The sequence below is a fragment of the Pseudomonas marginalis genome (assembly GCF_900105325.1).
Lineage (GTDB): Bacteria > Pseudomonadota > Gammaproteobacteria > Pseudomonadales > Pseudomonadaceae > Aquipseudomonas > Aquipseudomonas marginalis.
The window spans coordinates 361,989-384,556 of record NZ_FNSU01000001.1; the positions used below are offsets into that span (position 1 = coordinate 361,989).

General features: G+C 61.1%; 26 protein-coding genes and 1 riboswitch. Of the genes, 17 read left to right on the forward strand and 9 right to left on the reverse strand.

The annotated features are described in order from the left end of the window. Positions 1 to 49 precede the first annotated feature (49 nt). The 5 genes from BLW22_RS01820 to hisC all read left to right on the forward strand — a co-directional run bounded on the left by BLW22_RS01820 (position 50) and on the right by hisC (position 4,930). Positions 50 to 289: a BolA family protein gene (locus BLW22_RS01820; RefSeq protein WP_027604803.1), complete on the forward strand. Its 240-nt coding sequence runs from the start codon at positions 50 to 52 to the stop codon at positions 287 to 289. 23 nt (positions 290 to 312) lie between these two features. After that, a complete protein-coding gene (gene murA / locus BLW22_RS01825) occupies positions 313 to 1,578 on the forward strand; it encodes a UDP-N-acetylglucosamine 1-carboxyvinyltransferase (protein ID WP_034102217.1) in 1,266 nt (421 codons plus the stop codon). A 212-nt stretch (positions 1,579 to 1,790) separates the two neighbouring features. Further along, the gene (gene hisG / locus BLW22_RS01830; RefSeq protein ID WP_027604802.1) at positions 1,791 to 2,426 is read left to right on the forward strand and encodes an ATP phosphoribosyltransferase; all 636 of its coding nucleotides are present in this window, start codon (positions 1,791 to 1,793) and stop codon (positions 2,424 to 2,426) included. A 128-nt stretch (positions 2,427 to 2,554) separates the two neighbouring features. Further along, positions 2,555 to 3,874 carry a histidinol dehydrogenase gene (gene hisD / locus BLW22_RS01835; protein WP_065924286.1) on the forward strand — a complete coding sequence of 440 codons (1,320 nt, stop codon included), beginning with the start codon at positions 2,555 to 2,557 and terminating at the stop codon, positions 3,872 to 3,874. A gap of 3 nt (positions 3,875 to 3,877) precedes the next feature. Further along, complete coding sequence (hisC, locus tag BLW22_RS01840; RefSeq protein WP_074843905.1) at positions 3,878 to 4,930, forward strand: histidinol-phosphate transaminase; 1,053 nt, start codon at positions 3,878 to 3,880, stop codon at positions 4,928 to 4,930. A gap of 234 nt (positions 4,931 to 5,164) precedes the next feature. Here hisC and BLW22_RS01845 read toward each other — a convergent pair whose 3' ends face one another. Together BLW22_RS01845 and upp are read right to left on the reverse strand one after the other, a co-directional pair. Continuing rightward, positions 5,165 to 6,439 (reverse strand): uracil-xanthine permease family protein, encoded by a 1,275-nt coding sequence (locus BLW22_RS01845; RefSeq protein ID WP_027604799.1) that lies wholly within the window; start codon positions 6,437 to 6,439, stop codon positions 5,165 to 5,167. A gap of 2 nt (positions 6,440 to 6,441) precedes the next feature. Next, positions 6,442 to 7,080, reverse strand: a complete 639-nt coding sequence (gene upp, locus BLW22_RS01850; RefSeq protein ID WP_027604798.1) for a uracil phosphoribosyltransferase — start codon at positions 7,078 to 7,080, stop codon at positions 6,442 to 6,444. Between the two features lie 163 nt (positions 7,081 to 7,243). On the opposite strand from upp, the gene BLW22_RS01855 reads away from it, so the two are divergent. The 4 genes from BLW22_RS01855 (at position 7,244) to BLW22_RS01870 (ending at position 9,210) form a co-directional block, all read left to right on the forward strand. Further along, positions 7,244 to 7,801 (forward strand): hypoxanthine-guanine phosphoribosyltransferase, encoded by a 558-nt coding sequence (locus BLW22_RS01855; RefSeq protein WP_027604797.1) that lies wholly within the window; start codon positions 7,244 to 7,246, stop codon positions 7,799 to 7,801. Between the two features lie 3 nt (positions 7,802 to 7,804). Next, positions 7,805 to 8,272 (forward strand): WbuC family cupin fold metalloprotein, encoded by a 468-nt coding sequence (locus BLW22_RS01860; protein WP_065924284.1) that lies wholly within the window; start codon positions 7,805 to 7,807, stop codon positions 8,270 to 8,272. A 35-nt stretch (positions 8,273 to 8,307) separates the two neighbouring features. Then, the gene (locus tag BLW22_RS01865) at positions 8,308 to 8,793 is read left to right on the forward strand and encodes a hypothetical protein (RefSeq protein WP_065924283.1); all 486 of its coding nucleotides are present in this window, start codon (positions 8,308 to 8,310) and stop codon (positions 8,791 to 8,793) included. A gap of 129 nt (positions 8,794 to 8,922) precedes the next feature. Continuing rightward, positions 8,923 to 9,210 carry a PA4642 family protein gene (locus BLW22_RS01870; protein ID WP_027604794.1) on the forward strand — a complete coding sequence of 96 codons (288 nt, stop codon included), beginning with the start codon at positions 8,923 to 8,925 and terminating at the stop codon, positions 9,208 to 9,210. Between the two features lie 130 nt (positions 9,211 to 9,340). Here the strand turns inward: BLW22_RS01870 and mqo are convergent, their stop codons facing one another. Further along, entirely contained in the window at positions 9,341 to 10,867 is a 1,527-nt protein-coding gene (mqo, locus tag BLW22_RS01875) for a malate dehydrogenase (quinone) (protein WP_074843907.1), read from the reverse strand. Positions 10,868 to 11,595: 728 nt separating this feature from the next. Beyond that, positions 11,596 to 11,829 carry a hypothetical protein gene (locus tag BLW22_RS01880; protein WP_065924281.1) on the reverse strand — a complete coding sequence of 78 codons (234 nt, stop codon included), beginning with the start codon at positions 11,827 to 11,829 and terminating at the stop codon, positions 11,596 to 11,598. A gap of 194 nt (positions 11,830 to 12,023) precedes the next feature. Between BLW22_RS01880 and BLW22_RS01885 the strand changes: the two genes are divergently transcribed. Further along, positions 12,024 to 12,611, forward strand: a complete 588-nt coding sequence (locus BLW22_RS01885) for a YajG family lipoprotein (RefSeq protein WP_065924280.1) — start codon at positions 12,024 to 12,026, stop codon at positions 12,609 to 12,611. Between the two features lie 58 nt (positions 12,612 to 12,669). Here BLW22_RS01885 and BLW22_RS01890 read toward each other — a convergent pair whose 3' ends face one another. Next, the gene (locus BLW22_RS01890; protein WP_027604790.1) at positions 12,670 to 12,879 is read right to left on the reverse strand and encodes a hypothetical protein; all 210 of its coding nucleotides are present in this window, start codon (positions 12,877 to 12,879) and stop codon (positions 12,670 to 12,672) included. Positions 12,880 to 13,062: 183 nt separating this feature from the next. Between BLW22_RS01890 and BLW22_RS01895 the strand changes: the two genes are divergently transcribed. Next, positions 13,063 to 13,320: a hypothetical protein gene (locus BLW22_RS01895; RefSeq protein WP_065924279.1), complete on the forward strand. Its 258-nt coding sequence runs from the start codon at positions 13,063 to 13,065 to the stop codon at positions 13,318 to 13,320. Positions 13,321 to 13,380: 60 nt separating this feature from the next. On the opposite strand, the gene BLW22_RS01900 is transcribed toward BLW22_RS01895, so the two are convergent. After that, positions 13,381 to 14,544 (reverse strand): 1-acyl-sn-glycerol-3-phosphate acyltransferase, encoded by a 1,164-nt coding sequence (locus tag BLW22_RS01900; RefSeq protein ID WP_174562722.1) that lies wholly within the window; start codon positions 14,542 to 14,544, stop codon positions 13,381 to 13,383. 132 nt (positions 14,545 to 14,676) lie between these two features. Between BLW22_RS01900 and BLW22_RS01905 the strand changes: the two genes are divergently transcribed. The 4 genes from BLW22_RS01905 (at position 14,677) to BLW22_RS01920 (ending at position 16,758) form a co-directional block, all read left to right on the forward strand. Then, entirely contained in the window at positions 14,677 to 14,859 is a 183-nt protein-coding gene (locus BLW22_RS01905) for a CPXCG motif-containing cysteine-rich protein (protein ID WP_027604787.1), read from the forward strand. A gap of 11 nt (positions 14,860 to 14,870) precedes the next feature. Then, positions 14,871 to 15,131: a putative signal transducing protein gene (locus BLW22_RS01910; protein WP_027604786.1), complete on the forward strand. Its 261-nt coding sequence runs from the start codon at positions 14,871 to 14,873 to the stop codon at positions 15,129 to 15,131. 36 nt (positions 15,132 to 15,167) lie between these two features. Further along, complete coding sequence (locus tag BLW22_RS01915) at positions 15,168 to 15,788, forward strand: SOS response-associated peptidase (protein WP_074843909.1); 621 nt, start codon at positions 15,168 to 15,170, stop codon at positions 15,786 to 15,788. A gap of 151 nt (positions 15,789 to 15,939) precedes the next feature. Then, entirely contained in the window at positions 15,940 to 16,758 is an 819-nt protein-coding gene (locus tag BLW22_RS01920) for a M48 family metallopeptidase (protein WP_027604784.1), read from the forward strand. A gap of 141 nt (positions 16,759 to 16,899) precedes the next feature. On the opposite strand, the gene BLW22_RS01925 is transcribed toward BLW22_RS01920, so the two are convergent. From BLW22_RS01925 to BLW22_RS01935, 3 genes are all read right to left on the reverse strand, one after another. Then, positions 16,900 to 17,484, reverse strand: a complete 585-nt coding sequence (locus BLW22_RS01925; protein ID WP_005784895.1) for a TMEM165/GDT1 family protein — start codon at positions 17,482 to 17,484, stop codon at positions 16,900 to 16,902. A gap of 88 nt (positions 17,485 to 17,572) precedes the next feature. Beyond that, positions 17,573 to 17,694, reverse strand: a riboswitch (yybP-ykoY riboswitch). Between the two features lie 50 nt (positions 17,695 to 17,744). Then, the gene (locus tag BLW22_RS01930; RefSeq protein WP_074843911.1) at positions 17,745 to 18,743 is read right to left on the reverse strand and encodes a class I SAM-dependent methyltransferase; all 999 of its coding nucleotides are present in this window, start codon (positions 18,741 to 18,743) and stop codon (positions 17,745 to 17,747) included. Between the two features lie 30 nt (positions 18,744 to 18,773). Next, positions 18,774 to 19,739: a 2-hydroxyacid dehydrogenase gene (locus BLW22_RS01935; RefSeq protein ID WP_074843913.1), complete on the reverse strand. Its 966-nt coding sequence runs from the start codon at positions 19,737 to 19,739 to the stop codon at positions 18,774 to 18,776. A gap of 84 nt (positions 19,740 to 19,823) precedes the next feature. Between BLW22_RS01935 and BLW22_RS01940 the strand changes: the two genes are divergently transcribed. Further along, positions 19,824 to 20,456 carry a LysE family translocator gene (locus tag BLW22_RS01940; protein ID WP_065924273.1) on the forward strand — a complete coding sequence of 211 codons (633 nt, stop codon included), beginning with the start codon at positions 19,824 to 19,826 and terminating at the stop codon, positions 20,454 to 20,456. 203 nt (positions 20,457 to 20,659) lie between these two features. Further along, positions 20,660 to 22,342 (forward strand): fatty acid--CoA ligase, encoded by a 1,683-nt coding sequence (locus tag BLW22_RS01945; RefSeq protein ID WP_065947123.1) that lies wholly within the window; start codon positions 20,660 to 20,662, stop codon positions 22,340 to 22,342. Positions 22,343 to 22,568 lie beyond the last annotated feature (226 nt).

Below are 22,568 nucleotides of genomic sequence, written 5' to 3' on the forward strand. Positions count from 1 at the left end.
TTTGTATGATGTGCGACCCGTGCGCACTGGGCGCCGATAGAGGTTGATCATGCAGGCCCTAGAAGTTAAGAGCTTTCTCGAAGGAAAGCTGCCGGATACGAACGTAGAAGTTGAAGGCGAAGGCTGCAACTTCCAGCTGAACGTGATTAGCGATGAACTGGCGGCACTCAGCCCGGTCAAGCGTCAGCAGCAGATCTATGCCCATTTGAACCCGTGGATCACCGATGGCAGCATCCACGCGGTCACTATGAAATTTTTCAGCCGCGCGGCCTGGGCCGAGCGCACCTGAGCCCCCAAGGCGTCGAGATTCTTATGGATAAATTGATTATTACCGGCGGTGCCCGCCTTGATGGCGAGATTCGCATTTCCGGTGCGAAAAACTCTGCCTTGCCGATCCTGGCTGCGACCCTGCTGTGCGATGGCCCTGTGACCGTGGCCAACCTGCCGCACCTGCACGACATCACCACCATGATCGAGCTGTTTGGTCGCATGGGTATCGAGCCGGTAATCGACGAAAAGTTGGCCGTCGAAATCGACCCGCGCACCATCAAGACCCTGATCGCCCCGTACGAACTGGTAAAAACCATGCGTGCGTCGATCCTGGTACTGGGCCCGATGGTCGCTCGTTTCGGCGAAGCCGAAGTCGCATTGCCTGGCGGCTGCGCCATTGGCTCGCGTCCGGTGGACCTGCACATCCGTGGCCTCGAGGCCATGGGCGCGACCATCGACGTCGAAGGCGGCTACATCAAGGCCAAGGCTCCGGAGGGCGGCCTGCGTGGCGCCAACTTCTTCTTTGATACCGTCAGTGTGACCGGTACCGAGAACATCATGATGGCTGCCGCCCTGGCCAACGGCCGCAGTGTGCTGCAAAACGCTGCGCGCGAGCCTGAAGTGGTCGACCTGGCCAACTTCCTGATCGCCATGGGTGCCAACATCACCGGCGCCGGCACCGACACCATCACCATCGACGGTGTGAAACGCCTGCACCCGGCCACCTACAAAGTGATGCCGGACCGCATCGAGACCGGTACCTACCTGGTTGCTGCCGCCGTCACCGGTGGTCGCGTCAAGGTCAAGGACACCGATCCGACCATCCTGGAAGCGGTCCTGGAAAAACTGCGCGAAGCCGGTGCCGAAATCACCACCGGTGAAGACTGGATCGAGCTGAACATGCACGGCAAGCGGCCAAAAGCCGTTAACGTGCGTACCGCTCCGTACCCGGCGTTCCCGACCGACATGCAGGCGCAGTTCATCTCCTTGAACGCCATTGCCGAAGGCACGGGGGCCGTGATCGAGACCATCTTCGAAAACCGTTTCATGCACGTGTACGAACTGCACCGCATGGGCGCGAAGATCCAGGTCGAAGGCAACACTGCCATCGTGACCGGCACCGAGAAGCTCAAGGGCGCGCCAGTCATGGCTACCGACCTGCGCGCTTCGGCCAGCCTGGTGATCTCGGCGCTGATCGCCGAAGGCGATACCCTGATCGACCGCATCTACCACATAGACCGTGGTTACGAGTGCATCGAAGAAAAACTGCAGATGCTCGGCGCGAAAATCCGCCGCGTACCGGGCTAGTCCCTCTGCATTGTAGGAGCGAGCTTGCTCGCGAAGAACTCGTGGGCACCGCGTTGAGTCTGAATAAACGCGTTATCGTTGACGTTTTTCGCGAGCAAGCTCGCTCCTACAGACACTGGTTTGTTTCAAATCGAGGCTGTCATGGCCTCGATCTGTGTCTGGCGCCGTTTGCGACCGGACAGCAATAGCCTGATGAAGGACTGACGTTTCCCATGTTGACCATCGCACTGTCCAAGGGCCGCATCCTTGACGACACTTTGCCGCTTCTGGCTGAAGCGGGCATCGTGCCGACCGAGAATCCGGACAAGAGCCGCAAGCTGATCATCCCAACGACCCAGGACGACGTTCGCCTGCTGATCGTACGGGCTACCGACGTGCCGACCTATGTTGAACATGGCGCGGCCGACCTCGGTGTCGCCGGTAAAGACGTGCTGATGGAATACGGCGGCCAAGGCCTGTACGAGCCGCTGGACCTGCGCATTGCCCTGTGCAAGCTGATGACCGCCGGCCGTGTCGGTGATGTCGAGCCTAAAGGCCGCCTGCGCGTGGCCACCAAGTTCGTCAACGTCGCCAAGCGCTACTACGCCGAGCAAGGCCGCCAGGTCGACATCATCAAGCTCTACGGCTCGATGGAGCTGGCGCCGCTGATCGGCCTGGCCGACAAGATCATCGACGTGGTCGACACCGGTAACACCCTGCGTGCCAACGGTCTCGAGCCACAGGACTTTATCGCCGACATCAGCTCTCGGCTGATCGTCAACAAAGCGTCGATGAAGATGCAGCACGCCCGTATCCAGGCGTTGATCGACACCCTGCGCCAGGCAGTGGAGTCTCGACACCGCGGTTGACTCACCCGCGTAGCTGAAAAGCTGCGCCCGTCTATCCGCCTCATAGCCAGAATTCTCAGGTGCCCAAGCGGAAACGACTGCTAGTTTAGGGCGCCTGAGTTTTTGCCAATTCTATTGAGGCCCTCGCTATGACCACGTCCACTGCAATTGCCCGACTCAACGCTGCCGACCCGGATTTCGCCCATCATCTGGATCATCTGCTGAGCTGGGAAAGCGTGTCCGACGACTCGGTCAACCAGCGGGTCCTCGACATTATCAAGGCCGTGCGCGAGCGCGGTGATGCGGCGCTGGTGGATTTCACCCGGCAGTTCGACGGTCTGGACGTCAAGTCCATGTCCGACCTGATCCTGCCCCGCGAACGCCTGGAACTGGCCCTGACGCGCATCACCGCGCCCCAGCGCCAGGCCCTCGAAGTCGCCGCGACCCGAGTGCGCAGCTACCACGAAAAACAGAAGCAGGACTCCTGGAGCTATACCGAGGCTGACGGCACCGTACTGGGCCAGAAGGTCACGCCCCTGGACCGTGCCGGCTTGTACGTGCCGGGTGGTAAGGCCTCGTACCCCTCGTCGGTGTTGATGAACGCGATTCCCGCCAAGGTGGCCGGCGTCACCGAAGTGGTCATGGTGGTACCGACCCCGCGCGGTGAAATCAACGAACTGGTACTGGCTGCCGCCTGCATTGCCGGTGTCGACCGCGTGTTCACCATCGGCGGTGCCCAAGCGGTTGCCGCCCTGGCTTATGGCACCGAAAGCGTGCCGAAGGTCGACAAGGTGGTCGGCCCCGGCAACATCTACGTGGCCACTGCCAAGCGCCACGTGTTCGGCCAGGTCGGTATCGACATGATCGCTGGCCCTTCGGAAATCCTCGTGGTGTGCGACGGCCAGACCGACCCGGACTGGATCGCCATGGACCTGTTCTCCCAGGCCGAGCACGATGAGGACGCCCAGGCGATCCTGGTCAGCCCGGACGCCGAGTTCCTCGACAAGGTCGCCGCCAGCATCAATAAGCTGCTGCCGACCATGGACCGTGCCGAGATCATCGAGAAATCGATCAATGGCCGTGGCGCGCTGATCCTGGTGCGTGACATGGAGCAGGCTATCGAAGTGGCCAACCGTATCGCGCCGGAGCACCTGGAGCTGTCCGTGGCCGATCCACAGGCCTGGCTGCCGTCGATTCGCCATGCGGGTGCGATCTTCATGGGCCGCCACACCAGCGAAGCCCTGGGCGACTACTGCGCCGGCCCCAACCACGTCTTGCCAACCTCTGGCACCGCGCGCTTCTCGTCGCCGCTGGGGGTGTATGACTTCCAGAAGCGTTCGTCGATCATCTTCTGCTCGCCACAAGGCGCGTCCGAGTTGGGCAAGACCGCCTCGGTGCTGGCCCGTGGTGAATCCCTGAGCGCCCACGCCCGTAGCGCTGAGTATCGAATCCTGGAAGAGGGGAAATAACACATGAGCAAATTCTGGAGCCCCTTCGTCAAGGACCTCGTGCCTTACGTGCCCGGCGAGCAACCGAAGCTGACCAGGCTGGTCAAGCTCAACACCAATGAAAACCCCTACGGCCCGTCGCCCAAGGCGCTGGCTGCGATGCAGGCCGAGTTGAACGACAACCTGCGCCTGTACCCGGACCCCAACAGCGACCTGCTCAAGCAGGCCGTGGCCAAGTACTACGGGATAGACGCCGACAAGGTGTTCCTCGGTAACGGCTCCGATGAAGTCCTGGCACACATCTTCCACGGCCTGTTCCAGCACGAGCTGCCGTTGCTGTTCCCGGATATCAGCTACAGCTTCTATCCGGTGTACTGCGGCCTCTACGGCATCAAGTCCGACCCGGTGCCGTTGGACGAGCAGTTCCAGATCCGCGTAGCGGACTACACCAGGCCCAACGGCGGGATCATCTTCCCCAACCCGAACGCGCCCACCGGCTGTGTGCTGGCGCTGGACGCCGTGGAGCAGATTCTCAAGGCCAGCCCGGATTCGGTGGTGGTGGTCGATGAAGCCTATATCGACTTTGGCGGCGAAACAGCCATCAGCCTGGTGGACCGCTACCCGAACCTGCTGGTGACCCAGACCCTGTCCAAATCGCGCTCACTGGCCGGTTTGCGCGTGGGCCTGGCCGTGGGCCACCCGGACCTCATCGAGGCGCTGGAGCGGGTCAAGAACAGCTTCAACTCCTATCCGCTGGATCGCCTGGCGATTGTCGGCGCGGCGGCGGCGTTCGAGGACCGGGAGTACTTCGAGAAGACGTGCCGGTTGGTCATCGACAGTCGCGACCAATTGGTCGCGCAACTGGAAGGCAAGGGCTTTGAAGTGCTGCCGTCAGCAGCCAACTTCATCTTTGCCCGCCACCCACGGCACGACGCAGCCGGCCTGGCGGCCAAGCTGCGTGAGCAAGGGGTGATCGTGCGGCACTTCAAACAGGAGCGGATTGCCCAGTTCCTGCGGATCAGCATCGGTACGCCGGAGCAGAACCAGGCGCTGATCGATGGGTTGGGTGAGCTCTAAGCCACACTGAAGATCAAAAAATGTGGGAGGGGGCTTGCCCTAATGCCAGTCAGTTAAGCGTACATCGCCTCCTGTAGGAGCGAGCTTGCTCGCGAAAAACGTCAACGATAACGCGTGCTTCCTGAATGAGCGCGGCGCCTGTGAGTTTTTCGCGAGCAAGCTCGCTCCTACAAAAAGCCTTAACTGACTGGCATTAGGGCTTGCCCCCTCCCACATTAGGTTCTGCCATATGTGTTAGATCAGCGGCTCATCCGGCTTCTTGTTCTTCCAGCCATCATTGCCCGGCAGCAACAGGTTCAGGCCAATCGCTACCACCGCACACAGGGCAATGCCTTTCAGGCCGAAGTCATCCGGACCGGTCCCGGTTCCCACCAGCACCCCACCAATCCCGAACACCAGGGTCACCGACACAATCACCAGATTGCGCGCTTCACCCAGGTCGATCCTGTGGCGGATCAAGGTGTTCATCCCCACCGCGGCAATCGAGCCGAACAGCAGGCACAGGATCCCGCCCATCACCGGCACCGGGATGCTTTGCAGCAGTGCGCCGAATTTGCCGATGAACGCCAGGCTGATGGCAAACACTGCCGCCCAGGTCATGATCTTTGGGTTGTAGTTCTTGGTCAGCATCACCGCGCCCGTCACTTCGGCGTAGGTGGTGTTCGGCGGGCCGCCAAACAGGCCGGCGGCCGTGGTGGCGATCCCGTCACCGAGCAGGGTGCGGTGAAGGCCAGGCTTCTTCAGGTAGTCGCGACCGGTCACGCTGCCCACCGCAATCACGCCGCCGATGTGTTCGATCGCCGGGGCCAGGGCCACTGGGACGATAAACAGGATCGCCTGCCAGTTGAACTCCGGCGCGGTGAAGTGGGGCAGGGCGAACCACGGGGCGGCGGCGATCTTCGCCGTGTCGACCACGCCGAAGTAGAACGCCATGGCAAAGCCCACCAGCACGCCGGAGATGATCGGCACCAGGCGGAAGATACCCTTGCCGAACACCGCGACGATCAACGTGGTCAGCAGCGCCGGCATCGAGATCATCATCGCCGTCTGGTAATGAATCAACTCGGCGCCATCGCCGGATTTACCCATCGCCATGTTCGCGGCAATCGGTGCCATGGCCAGGCCGATGGAAATGATCACCGGGCCGATCACCACGGGTGGCAGCAGGCGGTCGATGAAACCGGTGCCTTTGATCTTCACGGCCAGGCCGAGGAAGGTATAGACAAAACCGGCCGCCATCACCCCGCCCATGGTCGCTGCGAGGCCGAACTGGCCCTTGGCAAGAATGATCGGGGTAATGAAGGCAAAGCTCGACGCCAGGAAGACCGGCACCTGCCGCCCTGTCACCAGTTGGAACAACAGCGTGCCCAGGCCGGCGGTGAACAGGGCGACGTTTGGATCAAGACCTGTGATCAGTGGCATCAACACCAGCGCGCCAAATGCTACGAAGAGCATCTGTGCGCCAGACAGGATCTGGCGCCAAAGCGGGTCGTTGAATTCATCCTGCATGCTCACGCGTCCTTCTGCTTGGTGCCGAAGATCTTGTCACCGGCATCGCCCAGGCCTGGGATGATGTAACCGTGTTCGTTCAGGCGCTCATCGATGGAAGCGGTGTAGATCTGCACGTCCGGGTGGGCTTTCTCGACGGCGGCGATGCCTTCGGGCGCGGCCACCAGCACCATGGCGCGGATGTCCCGGCAACCGGCTTTTTTCAGCAGGTCGATGGTGGCAACCATGGAGCTGCCGGTAGCGAGCATCGGGTCGATGATCATGGCCAGGCGCTCGTTGATTTCCGGTACGAGTTTTTCCAGATAGGTGTGGGCCTGCAGGGTTTCTTCGTTGCGGGCGACGCCGACGGCGCTGACCTTGGCGCCCGGGATCAGGCTGAGCACGCCTTCGAGCATGCCGATACCGGCACGCAGGATCGGCACCACGGTAATTTTCTTACCGGCGATTTTCTCGACCTGGACAGTGCCTGCCCAACCTTCGATGTCGTAGGTTTCCAGGGGCAAATCTTTGGTGGCTTCGTAAGTGAGCAGCGCTCCAACTTCCTGAGCAAGCTCACGGAAATTCTTCGTGCTGATGTCGGCACGGCGCATAAGGCCGAGTTTGTGTCGGATCAGCGGGTGGCGGATCTCGCGAGTGGGCATGGGAAAGGCTCCGGCGGCGGGCAAAAAAACCGGCCTAGATTAATCTATCCGAGGGTGTTGTCCTATAGACATCTAGTACGTTAGTCCATTAAGGCTTGCTCGGAGCGCATGAGAAGCGTACCTTCGCCCGCTTTTCTTGCCACAGCACCCCTTGGAGAGCGCCATGTCCGCTGATCTCGAGCATATCCGTCAAATCATGCGCGAGGCTGACTGCCTGTACACCGAAGCGCAAGTCGAAGCAGCGATCGCTAAGGTTGGCGCACACATCACCCGCGAAATGGCCGACACCAACCCGGTGGTCTTCTGCGTGATGAACGGTGGCCTGATCTTTGCCGGCAAATTGCTGACTCACCTGCAGTTCCCGTTGGAAGCGTCCTACCTGCACGCCACTCGCTATCGCAACGAAACCAGCGGTGGCGACCTGTTCTGGAAAGCCAAGCCGGAAGTTTCGTTCATCGACCGCGATGTGCTGATCATCGACGACATCCTTGATGAGGGCCACACCCTGGGCGCGATCATCGACTTCTGCAAACACGCTGGCGCACGTAAGGTGCACACCGCCGTGCTGATCGACAAAGACCACGACCGCAAGGCCCGTCCCGAGTTGAAAGCCGATTTCGTCGGCCTGCCGTGCATCGATCGCTACATCTTCGGTTACGGTATGGATTACAAGGGCTACTGGCGCAACGCCAATGGAATCTACGCCGTCAAAGGTATGTAACCTATGACTCGCTTTCTTGATCAGACGCTGTTTGCCGAGTTGGCCGAGAAAGCGGGCGCCAGCCCCCGTGGCCGGCATCATCACAACTTTCATCAGATGGAAGAACCGTGCCATCGCCTGGCCGTGGGCCTGCAGCCCAGCACGTATGTGCCGCCACATCGGCACTTGAGCGCGGATAAGGCGGAAACCTTGCTGGTCCTCCAGGGGCGCTTGGGCTTGCTGGTGTTCAGCGACACCGGCGAGGTGCTCGCCAAGCGCGTGATGCAGGCCGGCGGCGAATGCTCGGGCGTCGACCTGCCGCCCGGCGTGTTCCATGGCCTGGTGGTGCTCGCCCCCGACACGGTGATGTTCGAGTGCAAGGCCGGGCCTTATCGGCCGGTGGGCGAAGGCGAACTGGCCGATTGGGCGCCCCGTGAAGGCGACGCCAATGTGGCCGAGTATCAACGCTGGATGCTTGCCCAGTTCGATTGAGCTACAGTGCTGGGCCACCTCTTGCGGAGCGGCCCATGAGCCTGTTGATACGCACCTGCGCCGCCCTGGCGTTGACCCTCAGTCTGCCGCTGGCTGCGGCGCCTGCGCCGATGCATGCGCAGTTCCTGCCGCCGGACGATCTGACCCTGCGCGCCGAAACCCCTGACCAGCAGCAACTGCTGCAAGTCACCGAATATGCGGTGGTGGTGGGCAACCAGCGTCAATCCACGCAACAACCGATCCCGGTGACCTCGCCGCTGATGATCCGTCTCAAGGGCAAGTCCCTGAACAAAGGCGCGACTATCAGCCAGGTGGTGCTCAACTTCGATGCCGAAAGCAAAAGCTTGAAAAAGCCGGTCTACGATGACAAGAGCAAAACCTTGACCCTGTCCTACCCGGTGGCCCAGTACCGAGTGATTGTCGACCTGCTGCGCAATGACGCGGTGTATGTGCAGTTCCTCAGTTACGCCAACGGGCATGTCTGGGCGGATTTGCATACCGGTGCTGTTCGTAGCAAATAGCAAAAACACTGAAGAACCAATGTGGGAAGGGCTTGCCCCCGTCCACATTGGTTCTTCACCGCTTTCGAAGCCTGCGCCTCGCAGGTAGACTTCAAACCCCGTGTAAATGTCTGCTGGCTGGAGTCGGTAATGCGTAAAGATAAGAAACAGGTGATTGGTGACGAGATCGGCGACGACCAGATCAAGTTGTTCCTGGACTTCGAGCCGGTTGACGCGACTTCCCCGTCCCTGCACAAACTGATCAAGGCCTACCGTGGCCTGCGTATCGACGACTTCGAACGCTTCCTGGTTTTCTTCAAGGCGGCCGGTTTGGACCTGGATGGCAAGGATGAGCACGGCCAGACCTTTGTCGACCTGATCAAGGACCAGCGCAACGCCGCCGACTATATCGAGCTGATCGACAACGCCCGCGGCTGATTATTCCCGGCCACAAAAAACGCCCCGTTCTCATCGCGAGAACGGGGCGTTTTTGCTTTTTACTGTAGGAGCGAGCTTGCTCGCGAAAAAACAGAGAACGCCGCGTTAAACCAGATGCGCTGCGTTATCGTTAACGATCTTCGCGAGCAAGCTCGCTCCTACCGGTCTCGGCGGCAGATTCAACCAGTTCGAGGCTGATGTTGTTCTGCGTATTGATCTTGCGATACAGCTCGGCATTAGTCTCCAGGACCTTCTCCCGTGCCGGGAAGATCTCGTGCAGCTTGGTCGCCCACTCACCGGCAGTTTTCTGCGGGAAGCACCGCTCGATCAGTTCCAGCATGATCGACACGGTCACCGAAGCGCCTGGGGACGCACCCAGCAGTGCTGCCAGTGAGCCATCTTTAGCCGCGACCAGCTCGGTGCCAAATTGCAGCACGCCGCCTTTCTTCGGGTCTTTCTTGATGATCTGCACCCGTTGGCCGGCCACTTCCAGGCGCCAGTCTTCGGCTTTCGCTTCGGGGTAGAAGCGACGCAGGGATTCCAGGCGCTGCTCCATGGACTGCATCACTTCGCTGACCAGGTACTTGGTCAGGTCCATGTTGTCGCGGGCCACGGCCAGCATCGGGCCAATGTTGCCGGCGCGAACCGACAGCGGCAGGTCGAGGAACGAGCCGTGCTTGAGGAACTTGGTGGTGAAGCCGGCGTAGGGCCCGAACAGCAGGGATTTCTTGCCGTCGACTACGCGGGTGTCCAGGTGCGGCACGGACATCGGCGGCGAGCCCACGGCGGCCTGGCTGTAGACCTTGGCCTGGTGGTGCTTGACCACTTCCGGGTTGTCGCAACGCAGCCACTGGCCGCTGACCGGGAAACCGCCAAACCCTTTGCTTTCTTCGATACCCGAGGCCTGCAGCAGCGGCAGGGCCGCGCCACCGGCGCCGAGGAACACGAACTTGGCGTCCACTTCGCGGCTGTTGCCGCTGTTGACGTCCTTGATGCTCACGGTCCAGCCTGCGCCGTTACGCTTGAGGCCGGTCACGCGCTTGCTGTACTTGACCTGAGCGTCCGGGGAGCTGGTCAGGTGAGTGAGCAACTGGTTGGTCAGGGCGCCGAAGTTGACGTCGGTGCCGTTCATCACACGGGTGGCCGCGATTTTTTCGTCGAGCGGGCGCCCCGGCATCATCAGCGGCATCCACTCGGCCATTTCGCTGCGGTCTTCGGTGTAGTGCATGTCCGAGAACGCATGGTGCTGGCTGAGGGTTTCAAAGCGCTTCCTGAGGAACTCCACGCCTTTTTCGCCCTGCACGAAGCTCAGGTGCGGCACCGGGCTGATAAAGGACTTGGACGAGCCAAAGGTGCCCTTCCTGGTCAGGTAGGCCCAGAACTGCTTCGACACCTCGAACTGGGTGTTGATGTGCACGGCTTTCTTGATGTCGATGGAGCCATCGGCGGCCTGGGGCGTGTAGTTCAGCTCACACAGCCCGGCGTGACCGGTACCGGCGTTGTTCCACGGGTTGGAACTTTCCGCGGCACCCGAGTCCATCAGCTCAACGACTTCCAGCTTGAGGCCGGGGTCGAGCTCTTTGAGCAGTACGGCCAGGGTGGCACTCATGATGCCGGCCCCTACCAGTACTACGTCGACTGCTTCGTTATGCGCCATTTAACGCGTCTCCAAAATCTGCAGCACCAAATTGACGGCATGACTGCCAGGAGTGACGGGGCGTTTCACGTGTTGCCCCAGGTTACCCATGGCCAGGATCGCCATGTCCGTTTCGCAATTCCTTGCACATTCAGCACACGCTTCCTGCCCGGCCTGATCTGCCTATGAACGCATTCATGGGCGCCTGTGGCAATTCGACTTATGGTCAAAGCGTGCGATTCGTGCAATCAATCCGTAGCGGACAGGCTCAAGCTCCGGTGTTTGCGGAGTACTCGGGCCTGTGTGGTTGGGCTGTTCCAGACGCTGATGGTGCTTGTACAAACGCCAAACTATTCATTTGCTCGCCACACTCTTGTGAAGTTGTGAAAACCCGTTTTTTTCACGCTCTTTTGAAGACGTGAACCTCAAAAAAGGGCTGCCCCGGCCTGGCACCTGGCCCGCAAACCTCTGCCGACACGCGGCAAAACGGGCAAACAACTCAAGTGGCCGAGCGCAATGGCAGCTCTGGCAGATTCGGTAAAGGCGGGTGGTTTGCAAAGGAAACAGCAAGCGCGCCAGCTTCACAGGATCTGTGTGGGCGGCTCTCTGTGGGCGATTCTTGGGGTTAATACCGAGGCATTAACGATGCTGCGAGGCCCGATCAGGAGACGTCCTTATAATCGGGGGGAGATTGTAGCGAAGAACGCCGGGGAAATGGGCGGGTTTTATGACTTTTATTAGGCGTTCGGTCAGGCGGCCAACGCCTGGTGACGTAGCGACCGCGCAGGGCGTGGGCTTACACGGGCGCGGGCCGGCAACGGATGATGCATCCAGCTCAGGCGAATTTCTTCGATTTCCACCCAGCCTTCGCCGACGGGAGGCTGGCAGCACGCTTTGAACGCCTGGCAACGGCCTTGCGCATCGAGCAGGGCGAACTGGCGAAGGGCGGGCTTGCGCGTAAACAGCGACCAGAGAAAATGCATGGCGATCAACCTCCTGAGATTGAGGCCAAGCATGCCTGCTTCGGATGACGAGCCCATGTAACGGCTATGACATATCGGTGACATCGAACCGCAGGCGACGCCCCGGGTCACAGGTTGTAACTGACGCTAGTTCCCTGCAGGGGCGCCCCGCTATACTGCCGGCCTGTCGGTACCTGATTTCTGGAGAGAAGCGCATGTTGCAACGCCTGTTGTTCGGTTTGATCACTGTGACCAGCTTGACCCTGGTTGGCTGCGCCAACAGCCCGCAGCAACTGACCCCGGAACCGAAAATCACCACGCAGCTGGCCCCGGTGGGCCATGGCCAGCCGGTGTCGGTACGGGTGGTGGACGGTCGTCCGTCGCCGACACTCGGTTCGCGCGGTGGCCTGTACCCGGAAACCGCCCTGGTGTCGGTGAACGCTCAAGACGTGCTGCCCAAGCTGCAAGCCCAGGCGGAAGCGGCCGTGCGCCTGCTGGGTTTCACCCCCAGCCCCAACGCGCCGGGCGCTCCGCAGTTGACGATCACCCTGGCCGAGTTGAAGTATCAGTCGCCTAAAGACGGTCTTTACGTGACCGAGGCGTCCATTGGCGCCACCTTCAAGTCCGACGTCACCGCCGGCACCCGTCGCTACAGCGGCCGTTACGGTGCGTCGCTGAACCAGCGCTTCGGCATGTCGCCTAACCAGGAAACCAACACCAGGCTGGTCAGCGACGTCCTGAGCGATGCCTTGACCCGCCTGTTCAAGGACCCAAGCATCGGTTCATTGCTCAGCTCGCAGTAATCGCTCAAACAAAAAAACCGGGCTCAGCGATGAGTCCGGTTTTTTTATGCCTTCAGTTTCACGCGGCCGTGTCGATACAAAAGTCCAGCATGCTCACCCCCGTCAACAGATCGGCCTCGGGCAAGTCCGCATGCTGGTGCCCGCCAAGGGCGCAATACACCAGCCAGTGGCGGTCCTGCACGTTGAACGCCAGGCCGCCGATCAGCGCCTCCTGCTCGTCGCTTTGGGCAATCAGATACAGCCGATCCTGGTTGTGCGCGTGCAGCATGACAAGCTCCTGAATGTTCGAAGGGCAACAGAGTGGCTTGTTAAGGTGACGTTCAGGTGACGGCGTAAATTACTGGATACATTAGCCGTCCATGGGAGATGGAGCGGTTTTGGTGCTCGAGGCCACTACCGTCAAGGTTTGTATCTGAACCGATACCCACAGACTGTTTCATCGAGGTTTGCGATGGCGCTGCCCGCACTATTGATCAATGCCGTGGCTTTATCAGTGGCCTGCCCAGGCGCTGCGCTGCTGTTCATCACCCGCCTGCGCGAGCAACGCGCCATGGCTGAACTGACGGCGCAAAGTGAAGATCGCGCAATCGACCAGCCCATGCTGTTCCTGGATGTGCGCACCGAGCGGGCGCACCGTGTGGCTTACCGCATCGGGTTCGCCTGCCTTGGACTGGCGCTGGCTACTTCCTGGCTCAGCACCCGAATCTAAAAAAACGCAGAACCAATGTGGGAGGGGGCTTGCCTCCTCCCACATTTTCTTGATCGGTGTTTACAGCGGGATTCCAGCCTTGACCCGATACTGATTGCGCACTGGCGTCGCGTATTGCACCACCAGGAAAGGCCGGTGCTCGGCCGGGCAGTCGTTCAGGCGCCGCTCCCACTCCGCCTTCGCCTTGGCCAGTTCATCGGCCGGGAACACGTCGGCCGCCTTCGGCACCTGCAACTGCGGGTCGGCATCGCTCCACTGGGCGTACGCCAGGTAGTGCACAGGGAACAGCCGGTAGCCGCCGAGAATCTGCCGATCCATTTCCACGGCCAGGACCTTGGTGTCTTCGAAACGCTCGGTAATCGGCGGCGCGAAGTTGATATGTACGCGGCCTTTGTAGCCGGTGATGCCCAGCGCAATGCTGACGTCATCCTCGCCTTGCGCCTTGACGTAGGTGCCGGTGGTGGCGCGGATATACAGTTCGCGGGCCTTGGCGGCATCGCACGGGTCGTACTCGTAGCTGATGGACACCGGCGTCAGGTTGAGTGACTGGATCACTTCGGCAAACGGCTCGTCCTTGCGGCTGACATGGAACATCTTGAGGATCGCCGACTCGGTGCGGTCATCCCCGTCCTTGGCGCGGCCTTCGGCCTGGGCGATCCAGATCGACTGGCAGTCGTTGCGGATCGAATGGTTGATATAGGCCGACAGCAGGTTGAACGCCGCCATCTTCTCCTTTCGCCCGGTGATCGAACGGTGCACGATGAAGCTCTTGTTCAGGCGCATCAGGTCACTGACAAACGGCTTTTGCAGCAGGTTATCGCCGATGGCGATGCGTGGCGTCGGCAGGCCGGCGTGGTAGACGGCATAGTTGACGAAGGCCGGGTCCATCACGATGTCGCGGTGGTTGGCCAGGAACAGGTAGGCGGTGCCGGATTTGAGCTGTTCGACGCCGGTGTAGGTCACGCCGTCGGTCGCCCGGTCAATGGTGTGGTCGACGTAATACTCGACTTTGTCCTGAAGCGTGGCCACGGTGGTGACACCGGCGAACTCGCGGCGCAGTTTGCGCGCGATCATCGGCTTGAGCAGCCAGCCCAGGGCGCCGGCAAAGCGCGGGAAGCGGAAGTGGGTCAGGATGTCCAGAAAGGCCTTGTCACTGAACAGCCGGGCCAGCACTGCCGGGACTTCGCTGTCGTTGTAAGGTCGGATGGTATCGAATTCGCCCATCATGCTCTCTTGTTAGAAACGGCTAGGGTAAGTAAAGGAAATACCAGGGAGCGTCCGGGCAATTGGCCCGGCCGGAAAATAGCCCTGTAAATAGACCGGCGATTATACGCACAAGTCACCTGGGAGACTGCGATGCTGGAAACTGCTCTGTACGATTGTCCTTATTGTGGTGAGGCGGTAGAGACCGCGGTGGATTTATCCGGCGGTGATCAGACATACATCGAGGACTGTCAGGTGTGTTGCCGACCGATCATTTTCAACCTGCAGGTCCATGGTGAAGAGTGGATGCTCGAAACCCGCAGTGAAAACGAATAACAGGTACGCCCATGCAGCGAATCTACGAACCGGAAAACCTGATGGAAGGCGAGTTGCTGCAGCAAATGCTCGCCAGCGAGGGCATCGAGGCGCACCTGGTAGGGCGCCATTTGCTCGGCGGCACGGGGGAGTTGCCGATCTTCGGCCTGCTGGGGCTGGAAGTGGACAACGACCGGGCGGCTGAAGCCCGCGAGCTGATTACCGCCTATATCGGTGCGCAACCCCTGCCCGGCGACGAACCCGACAGCTTCCCCGACGTATTGGTCTGTTAGGCTGTCGGTCGGTTTACCCAAGAGTCGTGTTGCCCCATGTGTGGACGTTATGCCCTGTTTCGCTGGAACCCTACCTTTGCTGCCCTGCCGGGCTTTCCGACCGACCAGCAGGCCCAGTGGAACATCTCCCCGAATGATTCGGTGCTGATCCAGCGCCTAAATGACGGCCAGCGCACCCTGGCACGGGCGCGCTGGGGCCTGACGCCGCCCTGGCTGACTGACCTTTCCCGCACCCCGGCCCATGCCCGTGCCGAAACCCTGGCCGAGCAACCGATGTTTCGCGAAGCATTTCGCCAGCGCCGTTGCCTGCTGCCCGCCAACGGCTTTTACGAATGGCGCGGCACCCAGCGCAAGCGTCCGTACTGGTTGACGCCGGGGGAGGGCTCGACCCTGTTTTTTGCAGCGATCTGGGAGGCGTACCCGGTGCAGGAGCAGGTGTGGCTGAGTACGGCAGTGGTGACCCAGGCCGCCCAGAATCAGCGCCGGCCGTTGATTCTGGACGGGGCGGGTCAGGCCGCCTGGCTCGATCCCGAGACGCCCTTGCATGTGTTGCAAGGCTTGCTGGCCAGTGAGCCGGTCCCATTGCGTGAGCGAGTCCTGGCCAACATGGTCAATGATCCCAAGCTCAACGGGCCGGAGTGCCTGACCCCGGCCTGAGCCTGAGGCCGGTTGCTCACTGAAGTTGCCGGGCGTGTGAGATGTGTCCGAAATTCATCGGTTACACGTCTGTTGTATCTGGCGCCGATACAAATGAGCGCCTACGATACGCGCCATGTTTTCAGGGCGTCTTTTCAGGGAGAGTGTATTGATGAAGAAATCATTGGCCGTAAGTGTATTGGCGGCAGGCGTGTTGCTGGCCGGGTGTCAGTCGGTCAACACCACCAGCGGCGGCGCGGTCGGGGTTGAGCGCAAGCAATATATGTTCAGCATGCTGTCGAGCCAGGAAGTCGACCAGATGTATGCCCAGTCCTACCAGCAGACCCTGGGCGAGGCCAGCAGCAAAGGCCAGTTGGACAAGACCAGCGCCAATGCCAAGCGCGTGCAGGCGATCGCCAATCGCCTGATCGCCCAGGCGCCGACCTTCCGCCCGGATGCGGCGCAGTGGAAGTGGGAAGTGAACCTGATCAAGAGCGATGAGATGAACGCCAACTGCGGGCCTGGCGGCAAGATCTTCGTGTACAGCGCGTTGATCGACAACCTCAAGCTCACCGACGATGAACTGGCCGCGGTGATGGGCCATGAAATCGCCCACGCCTTGCGTGAGCATGGCCGCGAAGCCATGTCCAAGGCCTACGGCATCGAGATGGCCAAGCAGGGCGCCGGTGCGTTGTTCGGCCTGGGCCAGGACAGCCTGGCGCTGGCCGATACCGTGGCCAACTACGGCATGACCTTGCCCAACAGCCGCAGCAATGAAAACGAAGCGGACCTGATCGGCCTGGAACTGGCGGCCCGTGCCGGCTACAACCCGAACGCGGCGATCACGCTGTGGAACAAGATGGCCAAGGCTTCGGAAGGCGCACCGCCGGAGTTCATGAGCACTCACCCGGCTTCCGACAGCCGGATCGCCTCGTTGCAGGCAGCGATTCCGAAGGTGATGCCGCTCTACCAGCAGGCCAAGAAGTCCTGATCGACGCCGTGTAGGAGCGAGCTTGCTCGCGAAAAACGTCAACGATAACGCGTGTTGCCTGAATAAACGCGGCGCCGGTGAGTTTTTCGCGAGCAAGCTCGCTCCTACAGGCATCAGGGTAAACCATCTTCCGTGTTTGGCTTAGATCCAGCCACTGCTCTGCATGGCCTTGTACACCGCCACAATCGCCAGGACAAAGAACGCTGTAGCCGCCAATCGGCGAATCAATGTCAGCGGCAGTTTCTCCGCCGCAAAATTCCCCGCCAGAACCACCGGCACGTTGGCAATCAACATGCCCAGGGTGGTGCCGATAATCACCAGCCACAGTTCCGGGTACTGCGCCGCGAGCATCACCGTGGCGATCTGGGTCTTGTCCCCGATTTCCGCCAGGAAGAATGCAATCAGCGTGGTCAGGAACGGCCCGAACTTGCGCGTGGTGCTGGCTTCGTCGTCGTCGAGTTTGTCTGGCACCAGGGTCCACAGCGCGGTGGCGCAGAAGCTGGCCGCGAGAATCCAGTGCAATACCGCATCCGAGAAGAAACTCCCGAACCAGGCCCCCACGGCACCGGCGGCCGCATGGTTGGCCAGGGTTGCAGCGACGATGCCGGCGATGATCGGCCAGGGCTTGCGAAAGCGTGCAGCAAGGATGAGCGCGAGCAGTTGCGTCTTGTCGCCGATTTCGGCCAAGGCAACGATTGCGGTAGGAACGAGCAATGAATCCAGCATCAGGTAGGTTTCCAGGGGCGGGTCGACACGGCTATGACACGTACAGCCTTCCCGCCCCGGGTAAGGTGTGCGTGTCATAGGTCTTGTCAAACCCCGGTCCGTCTGTGCGGACTCCTGGGTCGCATACGCCATGGCCTGTTGACCAAGTATGTTGACGTATGCCGGACGAGCGTGGCGCTCGTGGGAGACTACTCCCCTAGGACGGAGCGGATTCTGCCTAGGCAAAATCCATTCGGCAAGCGTTCTTTTTCAAACCGCCATCAGCTGCGTTTGGCACGGTAGATGCGAAAACCATTGCCTTCGGCCTTGACCGCACACACGCCCAGATGCTCTTCGATCAACGGCTGGTACTTCAGGAAGCTGTTAGCCACCAGGCGAAGTTCGCCACCTTTTGCCAGGTGTTTCGCCGCTTTTCGCAGCAGGTTCTCCGTGGCGAAATAGTCGGTGTGCACGCCGACATGGAACGGTGGGTTGCTCAAGATTGCATTCAACCCCATCGGCGCAGCGTCAATGCCATCACCGGTCAGCACATCGGCTTCCAGCCCGTTGGCGGCCAGGGTCAGGCGACTGCTGGCGGCGGCGAAAGCATCCACATCCAGCATCGTTACGCTGTTGTGCGGGTAGCGACGTTTGACCGCCGCCCCCAACACGCCGGCGCCGCAACCGAAGTCGAGCAAATGGCCGCTCGGCAGTTTGTCCAAGTGTTCCAGCAACAGCTCGGTGCCGCGATCCAGACGGCCGTGGCTGAATACACCCGGCAGGCTCACCACCTTGAGCGGGCCTTCGGCCAGCGGCACATCGAACACCTGCGCCAGGCTTTCCAGCTCGACCGCTTGCGGGGCGTTGGCCACGGTGATTTGCCACAGCTGGCAATGCCGCGCGCTGTCGAGCTTGCGCGGTTTGCCATACGGGGCCATTTGCCTGGCGGCGCTTTCGATACCGCCTTTTTTCTCGCCTACCAGGAACAGCTCGGCGCCGGGCAGTCGCGCTGCCACTGCGTTGAGCAGGTAATCGGTGAGGTCCTTGGACTTGGGCAGGAAGATCACCGCCGCATCGAACTCGCGCTCGGGCGCATTCACCCCAAACTGGCTGCGCTCCGGGAAGCGCGCGTCGAGCGCCGCCTGGTCGCCGGCATGCCAGCACCAGCCGTGGGCGTTGGGCAGGCGACCCAGCAGGTCGTCGGCGGGCAAACCCACCAGCAGCAGGTTGCCTTGAAAAAGTTCGGCCTGACGAAGCAGTACTTCACTGCGCGGATCCATGGTCTGCTCCTTGAAAAGGAGCGCAGTTTATCAACTGACGACACGCAGCGGGGCGCCGCTGAAAAAGCCCCGGGCGTTTTCCGCCAGTTGGCCGACGATACGCTGCCGCGCTTCGCGACTGCCCCAGGCGTTGTGGGGTGTGACGATCAGTCGAGGAATATTGCCGGCCAGCAGCGGGTTGCCATTGACCGGTGGCTCAACACTCAGCACGTCGGTCGCTGCGCCGCCCAGGTGGCCGCTGCGCAAGGCATCGGCCAGGGCCTGCTCGTTGATCAAGCCACCGCGCGCGGTGTTGACGATAAACGCGCCGGGCTTGAGCAGCGCCAGTTCACGGGCGCCGATAAAGTCGCGGGTGTGTTCATTGAGCGGGCAGTGCAAGGTGAGTGCGTCCACCTGCGCGAGCAATTCATCCAGCGGCACGCGGTCGGCACGGGCGGGGCGCCCGGGAATCGCGCCGAGTAGCACGCGCATCCCGAAGGCTTCGGCCAGGCGCGCCACGGCACTGCCCAATTCGCCATGGCCCAGCAGGCCGAGGGTCTTGCCTTCCAGCTCGACAATCGGGTGGTCCAGCAGGCAGAACTGCTTGGCCTCTTGCCATTTGCCGGCGCTCACATCGCGCTGATAGTCCTGCAGCCGCGTCGCCAGGTTGAGCAACAGCATGATCGTGTGCTGCGCCACCGACGGTGTGCCGTAGCCCTGGCAGTTGCTCACGGTGATGCCATGGGCGCGGGCGGCTTCCAGGTCGATGTTGTTGGTGCCGGTGGCCGATACCAGGATCAACTTGAGTTCCGGGCAGGCCCCCAGGGTCTCGCTGTTGAGCGGGATTTTGTTACTGATCGCCACCTGCGCGCCTTGCAGGCGCTCGACCACATTCTGCGGCGTGGTGCCTGTCAACAACTGCAAGTCGCTGAAACTGTCTCGCAACTCGCTGAGATCGAGGTCGCCCAGATCCAGGGACGGGTGATCAAGGAAGACGGCGCGGCGATTGTTCGTCATCAACTGTACCTTTTGCGACAGGGTTCGAAGGCGTAATCTGCCGAGCCTACCAGATGAAATAATCCGTTACTTAATGGAGTGAGTATGTACGCCGCCGAGTTTTTGACCGTAGCCCTGATTCACCTGTTGGCGGTGGCCAGCCCCGGCCCGGATTTCGCGGTGGTGGTGCGTGAGAGCGTGACCCACGGCCGCCGCGCCGGAACCTGGACTGCGTTGGGCGTGGGCTCGGCGATTTTCCTGCACGTGGGCTATTCGTTGCTTGGCATCGGCCTGATCGTGTCCCAGTCCATCGTGTTGTTCAACGCACTGAAATGGGCCGCCGCCGCCTACCTGCTGTACATCGGCTTCAAGGCCCTGCGCGCCAAACCGGCCAAGCCTGCCGTCGAGGGCGAGTTGCACCGCGAAGCGGGCGAGCGTACCCCGCGTGGCGCGTTTACCGCAGGCTTCGTCACCAACGGCCTGAACCCCAAGGCGACGTTGTTCTTCCTGTCGCTGTTCACCGTGGTGATCAACCCGCACACACCGCTGGCGATCCAGGCCGGCTACGGCGTGTACCTGGCGGTGGCGACGGCGTTGTGGTTCTGCCTGGTGGCGATGTTGTTCAGCCAGCAGCGCGTGCGCGCCGGGTTTGCACGGATGGGGCATTGGTTTGATCGGACCATGGGAGCAGTGTTGATTGCGATTGGGGTGAAGTTGGCGTTTACCAGCGCGAAATAAACGCTGTTCTCAAGTAAACACAATCCAGTGTGGGAGGGAGCAAGCCCCCTCCCACATTTGACCTCCATTGTCCCTGAATAATGGCTCAAAGCTAGCATTCCCCAGCCTCTGCAAATCATTCCTTTGGCTGATTTAGCTGAAACATAACCTCTCTACAGTGCAGGTCTTCAAGCCAAGACCGTGCAGTCATAAAAGGGATTCGTATGTTGCAGACCCGTGTTATTCCGCCCGCCGAAGGTGCGTATCAATACCCGCTGTTGATCAAGCGCCTGTTGATGTCCGGTACCCGTTACGAGAAGACCCGGGAAATTGTCTATCGCGACAAGCTGCGCTACACCTACCCGACCTTGATCGAGCGCGTCGCGCGCCTGGCCAACGTGCTCACCGAAGCCGGGGTCAAGGCCGGTGACACTGTGGCGGTGATGGATTGGGACAGTCATCGTTACCTGGAATGCATGTTCGCCATCCCGATGATCGGTGCGGTGATCCACACCATCAATGTGCGCCTGTCGCCGGAACAGATTCTCTACACCATGAACCACGCCGAGGACCGCTTCGTGCTGGTCAACAGCGAGTTCGTGGGGCTCTACCAGGCCATTGCCGGGCAGCTCACCACCGTGGACAAGACGCTGCTGCTCACCGACGGCGAAGCCAAGACCGCCGAGTTGCCCAACCTGGTCGGTGAGTATGAAACCCTGCTGGCCGCCGCCAGCCCGAAGTACGATTTCCAGGACTTCGACGAACACTCCGTCGCCACCACCTTCTACACCACCGGCACCACCGGCAACCCCAAGGGCGTGTACTTCACCCATCGCCAACTGGTGCTGCACACCATCGGCGTGGCGACCATCATGGGCAGCGTCGACAGTGTGCGCCTGCTGGGCACCAACGACGTGTACATGCCGATCACGCCGATGTTCCACGTGCATGCCTGGGGCCTGCCGTATGTGGCGACCATGCTTGGCCTGAAGCAGGTCTACCCCGGCCGCTACGACCCGGAATACCTGGTAGAGCTGTGGCGCAAGGAGAAGGTCACCTTTTCCCACTGCGTGCCGACCATCCTGCAAATGGTGCTCAACGCCAAGGCTGCCCAAGGCGTCGATTTTGGCGGCTGGAAAATCGTCATCGGCGGCAGCGCCCTCAACCGTACGCTGTATGAGGCGGCGAAGGCCCGTGGGATTCAACTGACCGCCGCGTACGGCATGTCCGAGACCGGCCCGCTGGTGTCCTGCGCCCACCTCAACGAAGAACTGATGGCCGGCACCGAGGACGAGCGCATCAGCTACCGCATCAAGGCCGGCGTGCCCGGGCCGTTGGTGGAAGCGGCGATCATGGACGCCGAGGGCAATTTCCTGCCCGCCGACGGCGAGTCCCAGGGTGAGTTGGTGCTGCGCGCGCCGTGGCTGACCGAGGGGTATTACAACGAGCCGCAGAAGGGCGCCGAGCTGTGGGCGGGTGGCTGGATGCACACCGGCGACGTGGCCACCCTCGATGCATTTGGGGTGATCGATATTCGCGACCGCATCAAGGACGTGATCAAGACCGGCGGCGAGTGGATCTCCTCCCTGGCCCTCGAAGACCTGGTCAGCCGTCACCCGGCGGTACGCGAAGTAGCGGTGGTGGGCATCGCCGACCCGCAGTGGGGCGAGCGCCCGTTTGCGTTGCTGGTGGTGCGTGATGGCCATGAGATTGGGGCCCGCGAGCTCAAGGAACACCTCAAGCCTTTTGTCGAACTGGGCCATCTGAGCAAGTGGGCGATTCCGAGCCAGATCGCCGTTGTTACGGAAATTCCCAAGACCAGTGTCGGCAAGCTCGACAAAAAACGTATCCGTATTGACATCATTGAATGGCAGGCCAACAACAGCACCTTCCTGTCCACCCTCTGAGCTGATTTGCCGTGCCCTCGTGGCACGGCGATGCTCTATCTCGCGCCTTCACTTGTGATTTGCCAATTTTCAGCCATCCTTGCCGCGTCGGCCTTCGCCGACATGGCGAAAGGGCTGTGGCAGACGGGTTGGTGATGCAAATCACACTTTAGAGGGATCAAGCGATACCCCCTGCTGGCTATAGTCCCACCCAGAGTTTTTCAAGGATGCATCGCTTCGGGCCATG

Coding starts and splice junctions, on each gene's coding strand:
- BLW22_RS01820 (WP_027604803.1), top strand. CDS start 50: ATGCAGGCCCTAGAAGTTAAGAGCTTTCTCGAAGGAAAGCTGCCGGAT.
- murA (WP_034102217.1), top strand. CDS start 313: ATGGATAAATTGATTATTACCGGCGGTGCCCGCCTTGATGGCGAGATT.
- hisG (WP_027604802.1), top strand. CDS start 1,791: ATGTTGACCATCGCACTGTCCAAGGGCCGCATCCTTGACGACACTTTG.
- hisD (WP_065924286.1), top strand. CDS start 2,555: ATGACCACGTCCACTGCAATTGCCCGACTCAACGCTGCCGACCCGGAT.
- hisC (WP_074843905.1), top strand. CDS start 3,878: ATGAGCAAATTCTGGAGCCCCTTCGTCAAGGACCTCGTGCCTTACGTG.
- BLW22_RS01845 (WP_027604799.1), bottom strand. CDS start 6,439: ATGCAGGATGAATTCAACGACCCGCTTTGGCGCCAGATCCTGTCTGGC.
- upp (WP_027604798.1), bottom strand. CDS start 7,080: ATGCCCACTCGCGAGATCCGCCACCCGCTGATCCGACACAAACTCGGC.
- BLW22_RS01855 (WP_027604797.1), top strand. CDS start 7,244: ATGTCCGCTGATCTCGAGCATATCCGTCAAATCATGCGCGAGGCTGAC.
- BLW22_RS01860 (WP_065924284.1), top strand. CDS start 7,805: ATGACTCGCTTTCTTGATCAGACGCTGTTTGCCGAGTTGGCCGAGAAA.
- BLW22_RS01865 (WP_065924283.1), top strand. CDS start 8,308: ATGAGCCTGTTGATACGCACCTGCGCCGCCCTGGCGTTGACCCTCAGT.
- BLW22_RS01870 (WP_027604794.1), top strand. CDS start 8,923: ATGCGTAAAGATAAGAAACAGGTGATTGGTGACGAGATCGGCGACGAC.
- mqo (WP_074843907.1), bottom strand. CDS start 10,867: ATGGCGCATAACGAAGCAGTCGACGTAGTACTGGTAGGGGCCGGCATC.
- BLW22_RS01880 (WP_065924281.1), bottom strand. CDS start 11,829: ATGCATTTTCTCTGGTCGCTGTTTACGCGCAAGCCCGCCCTTCGCCAG.
- BLW22_RS01885 (WP_065924280.1), top strand. CDS start 12,024: ATGTTGCAACGCCTGTTGTTCGGTTTGATCACTGTGACCAGCTTGACC.
- BLW22_RS01890 (WP_027604790.1), bottom strand. CDS start 12,879: ATGCTGCACGCGCACAACCAGGATCGGCTGTATCTGATTGCCCAAAGC.
- BLW22_RS01895 (WP_065924279.1), top strand. CDS start 13,063: ATGGCGCTGCCCGCACTATTGATCAATGCCGTGGCTTTATCAGTGGCC.
- BLW22_RS01900 (WP_174562722.1), bottom strand. CDS start 14,544: ATGGGCGAATTCGATACCATCCGACCTTACAACGACAGCGAAGTCCCG.
- BLW22_RS01905 (WP_027604787.1), top strand. CDS start 14,677: ATGCTGGAAACTGCTCTGTACGATTGTCCTTATTGTGGTGAGGCGGTA.
- BLW22_RS01910 (WP_027604786.1), top strand. CDS start 14,871: ATGCAGCGAATCTACGAACCGGAAAACCTGATGGAAGGCGAGTTGCTG.
- BLW22_RS01915 (WP_074843909.1), top strand. CDS start 15,168: ATGTGTGGACGTTATGCCCTGTTTCGCTGGAACCCTACCTTTGCTGCC.
- BLW22_RS01920 (WP_027604784.1), top strand. CDS start 15,940: ATGAAGAAATCATTGGCCGTAAGTGTATTGGCGGCAGGCGTGTTGCTG.
- BLW22_RS01925 (WP_005784895.1), bottom strand. CDS start 17,484: ATGCTGGATTCATTGCTCGTTCCTACCGCAATCGTTGCCTTGGCCGAA.
- BLW22_RS01930 (WP_074843911.1), bottom strand. CDS start 18,743: ATGGATCCGCGCAGTGAAGTACTGCTTCGTCAGGCCGAACTTTTTCAA.
- BLW22_RS01935 (WP_074843913.1), bottom strand. CDS start 19,739: ATGACGAACAATCGCCGCGCCGTCTTCCTTGATCACCCGTCCCTGGAT.
- BLW22_RS01940 (WP_065924273.1), top strand. CDS start 19,824: ATGTACGCCGCCGAGTTTTTGACCGTAGCCCTGATTCACCTGTTGGCG.
- BLW22_RS01945 (WP_065947123.1), top strand. CDS start 20,660: ATGTTGCAGACCCGTGTTATTCCGCCCGCCGAAGGTGCGTATCAATAC.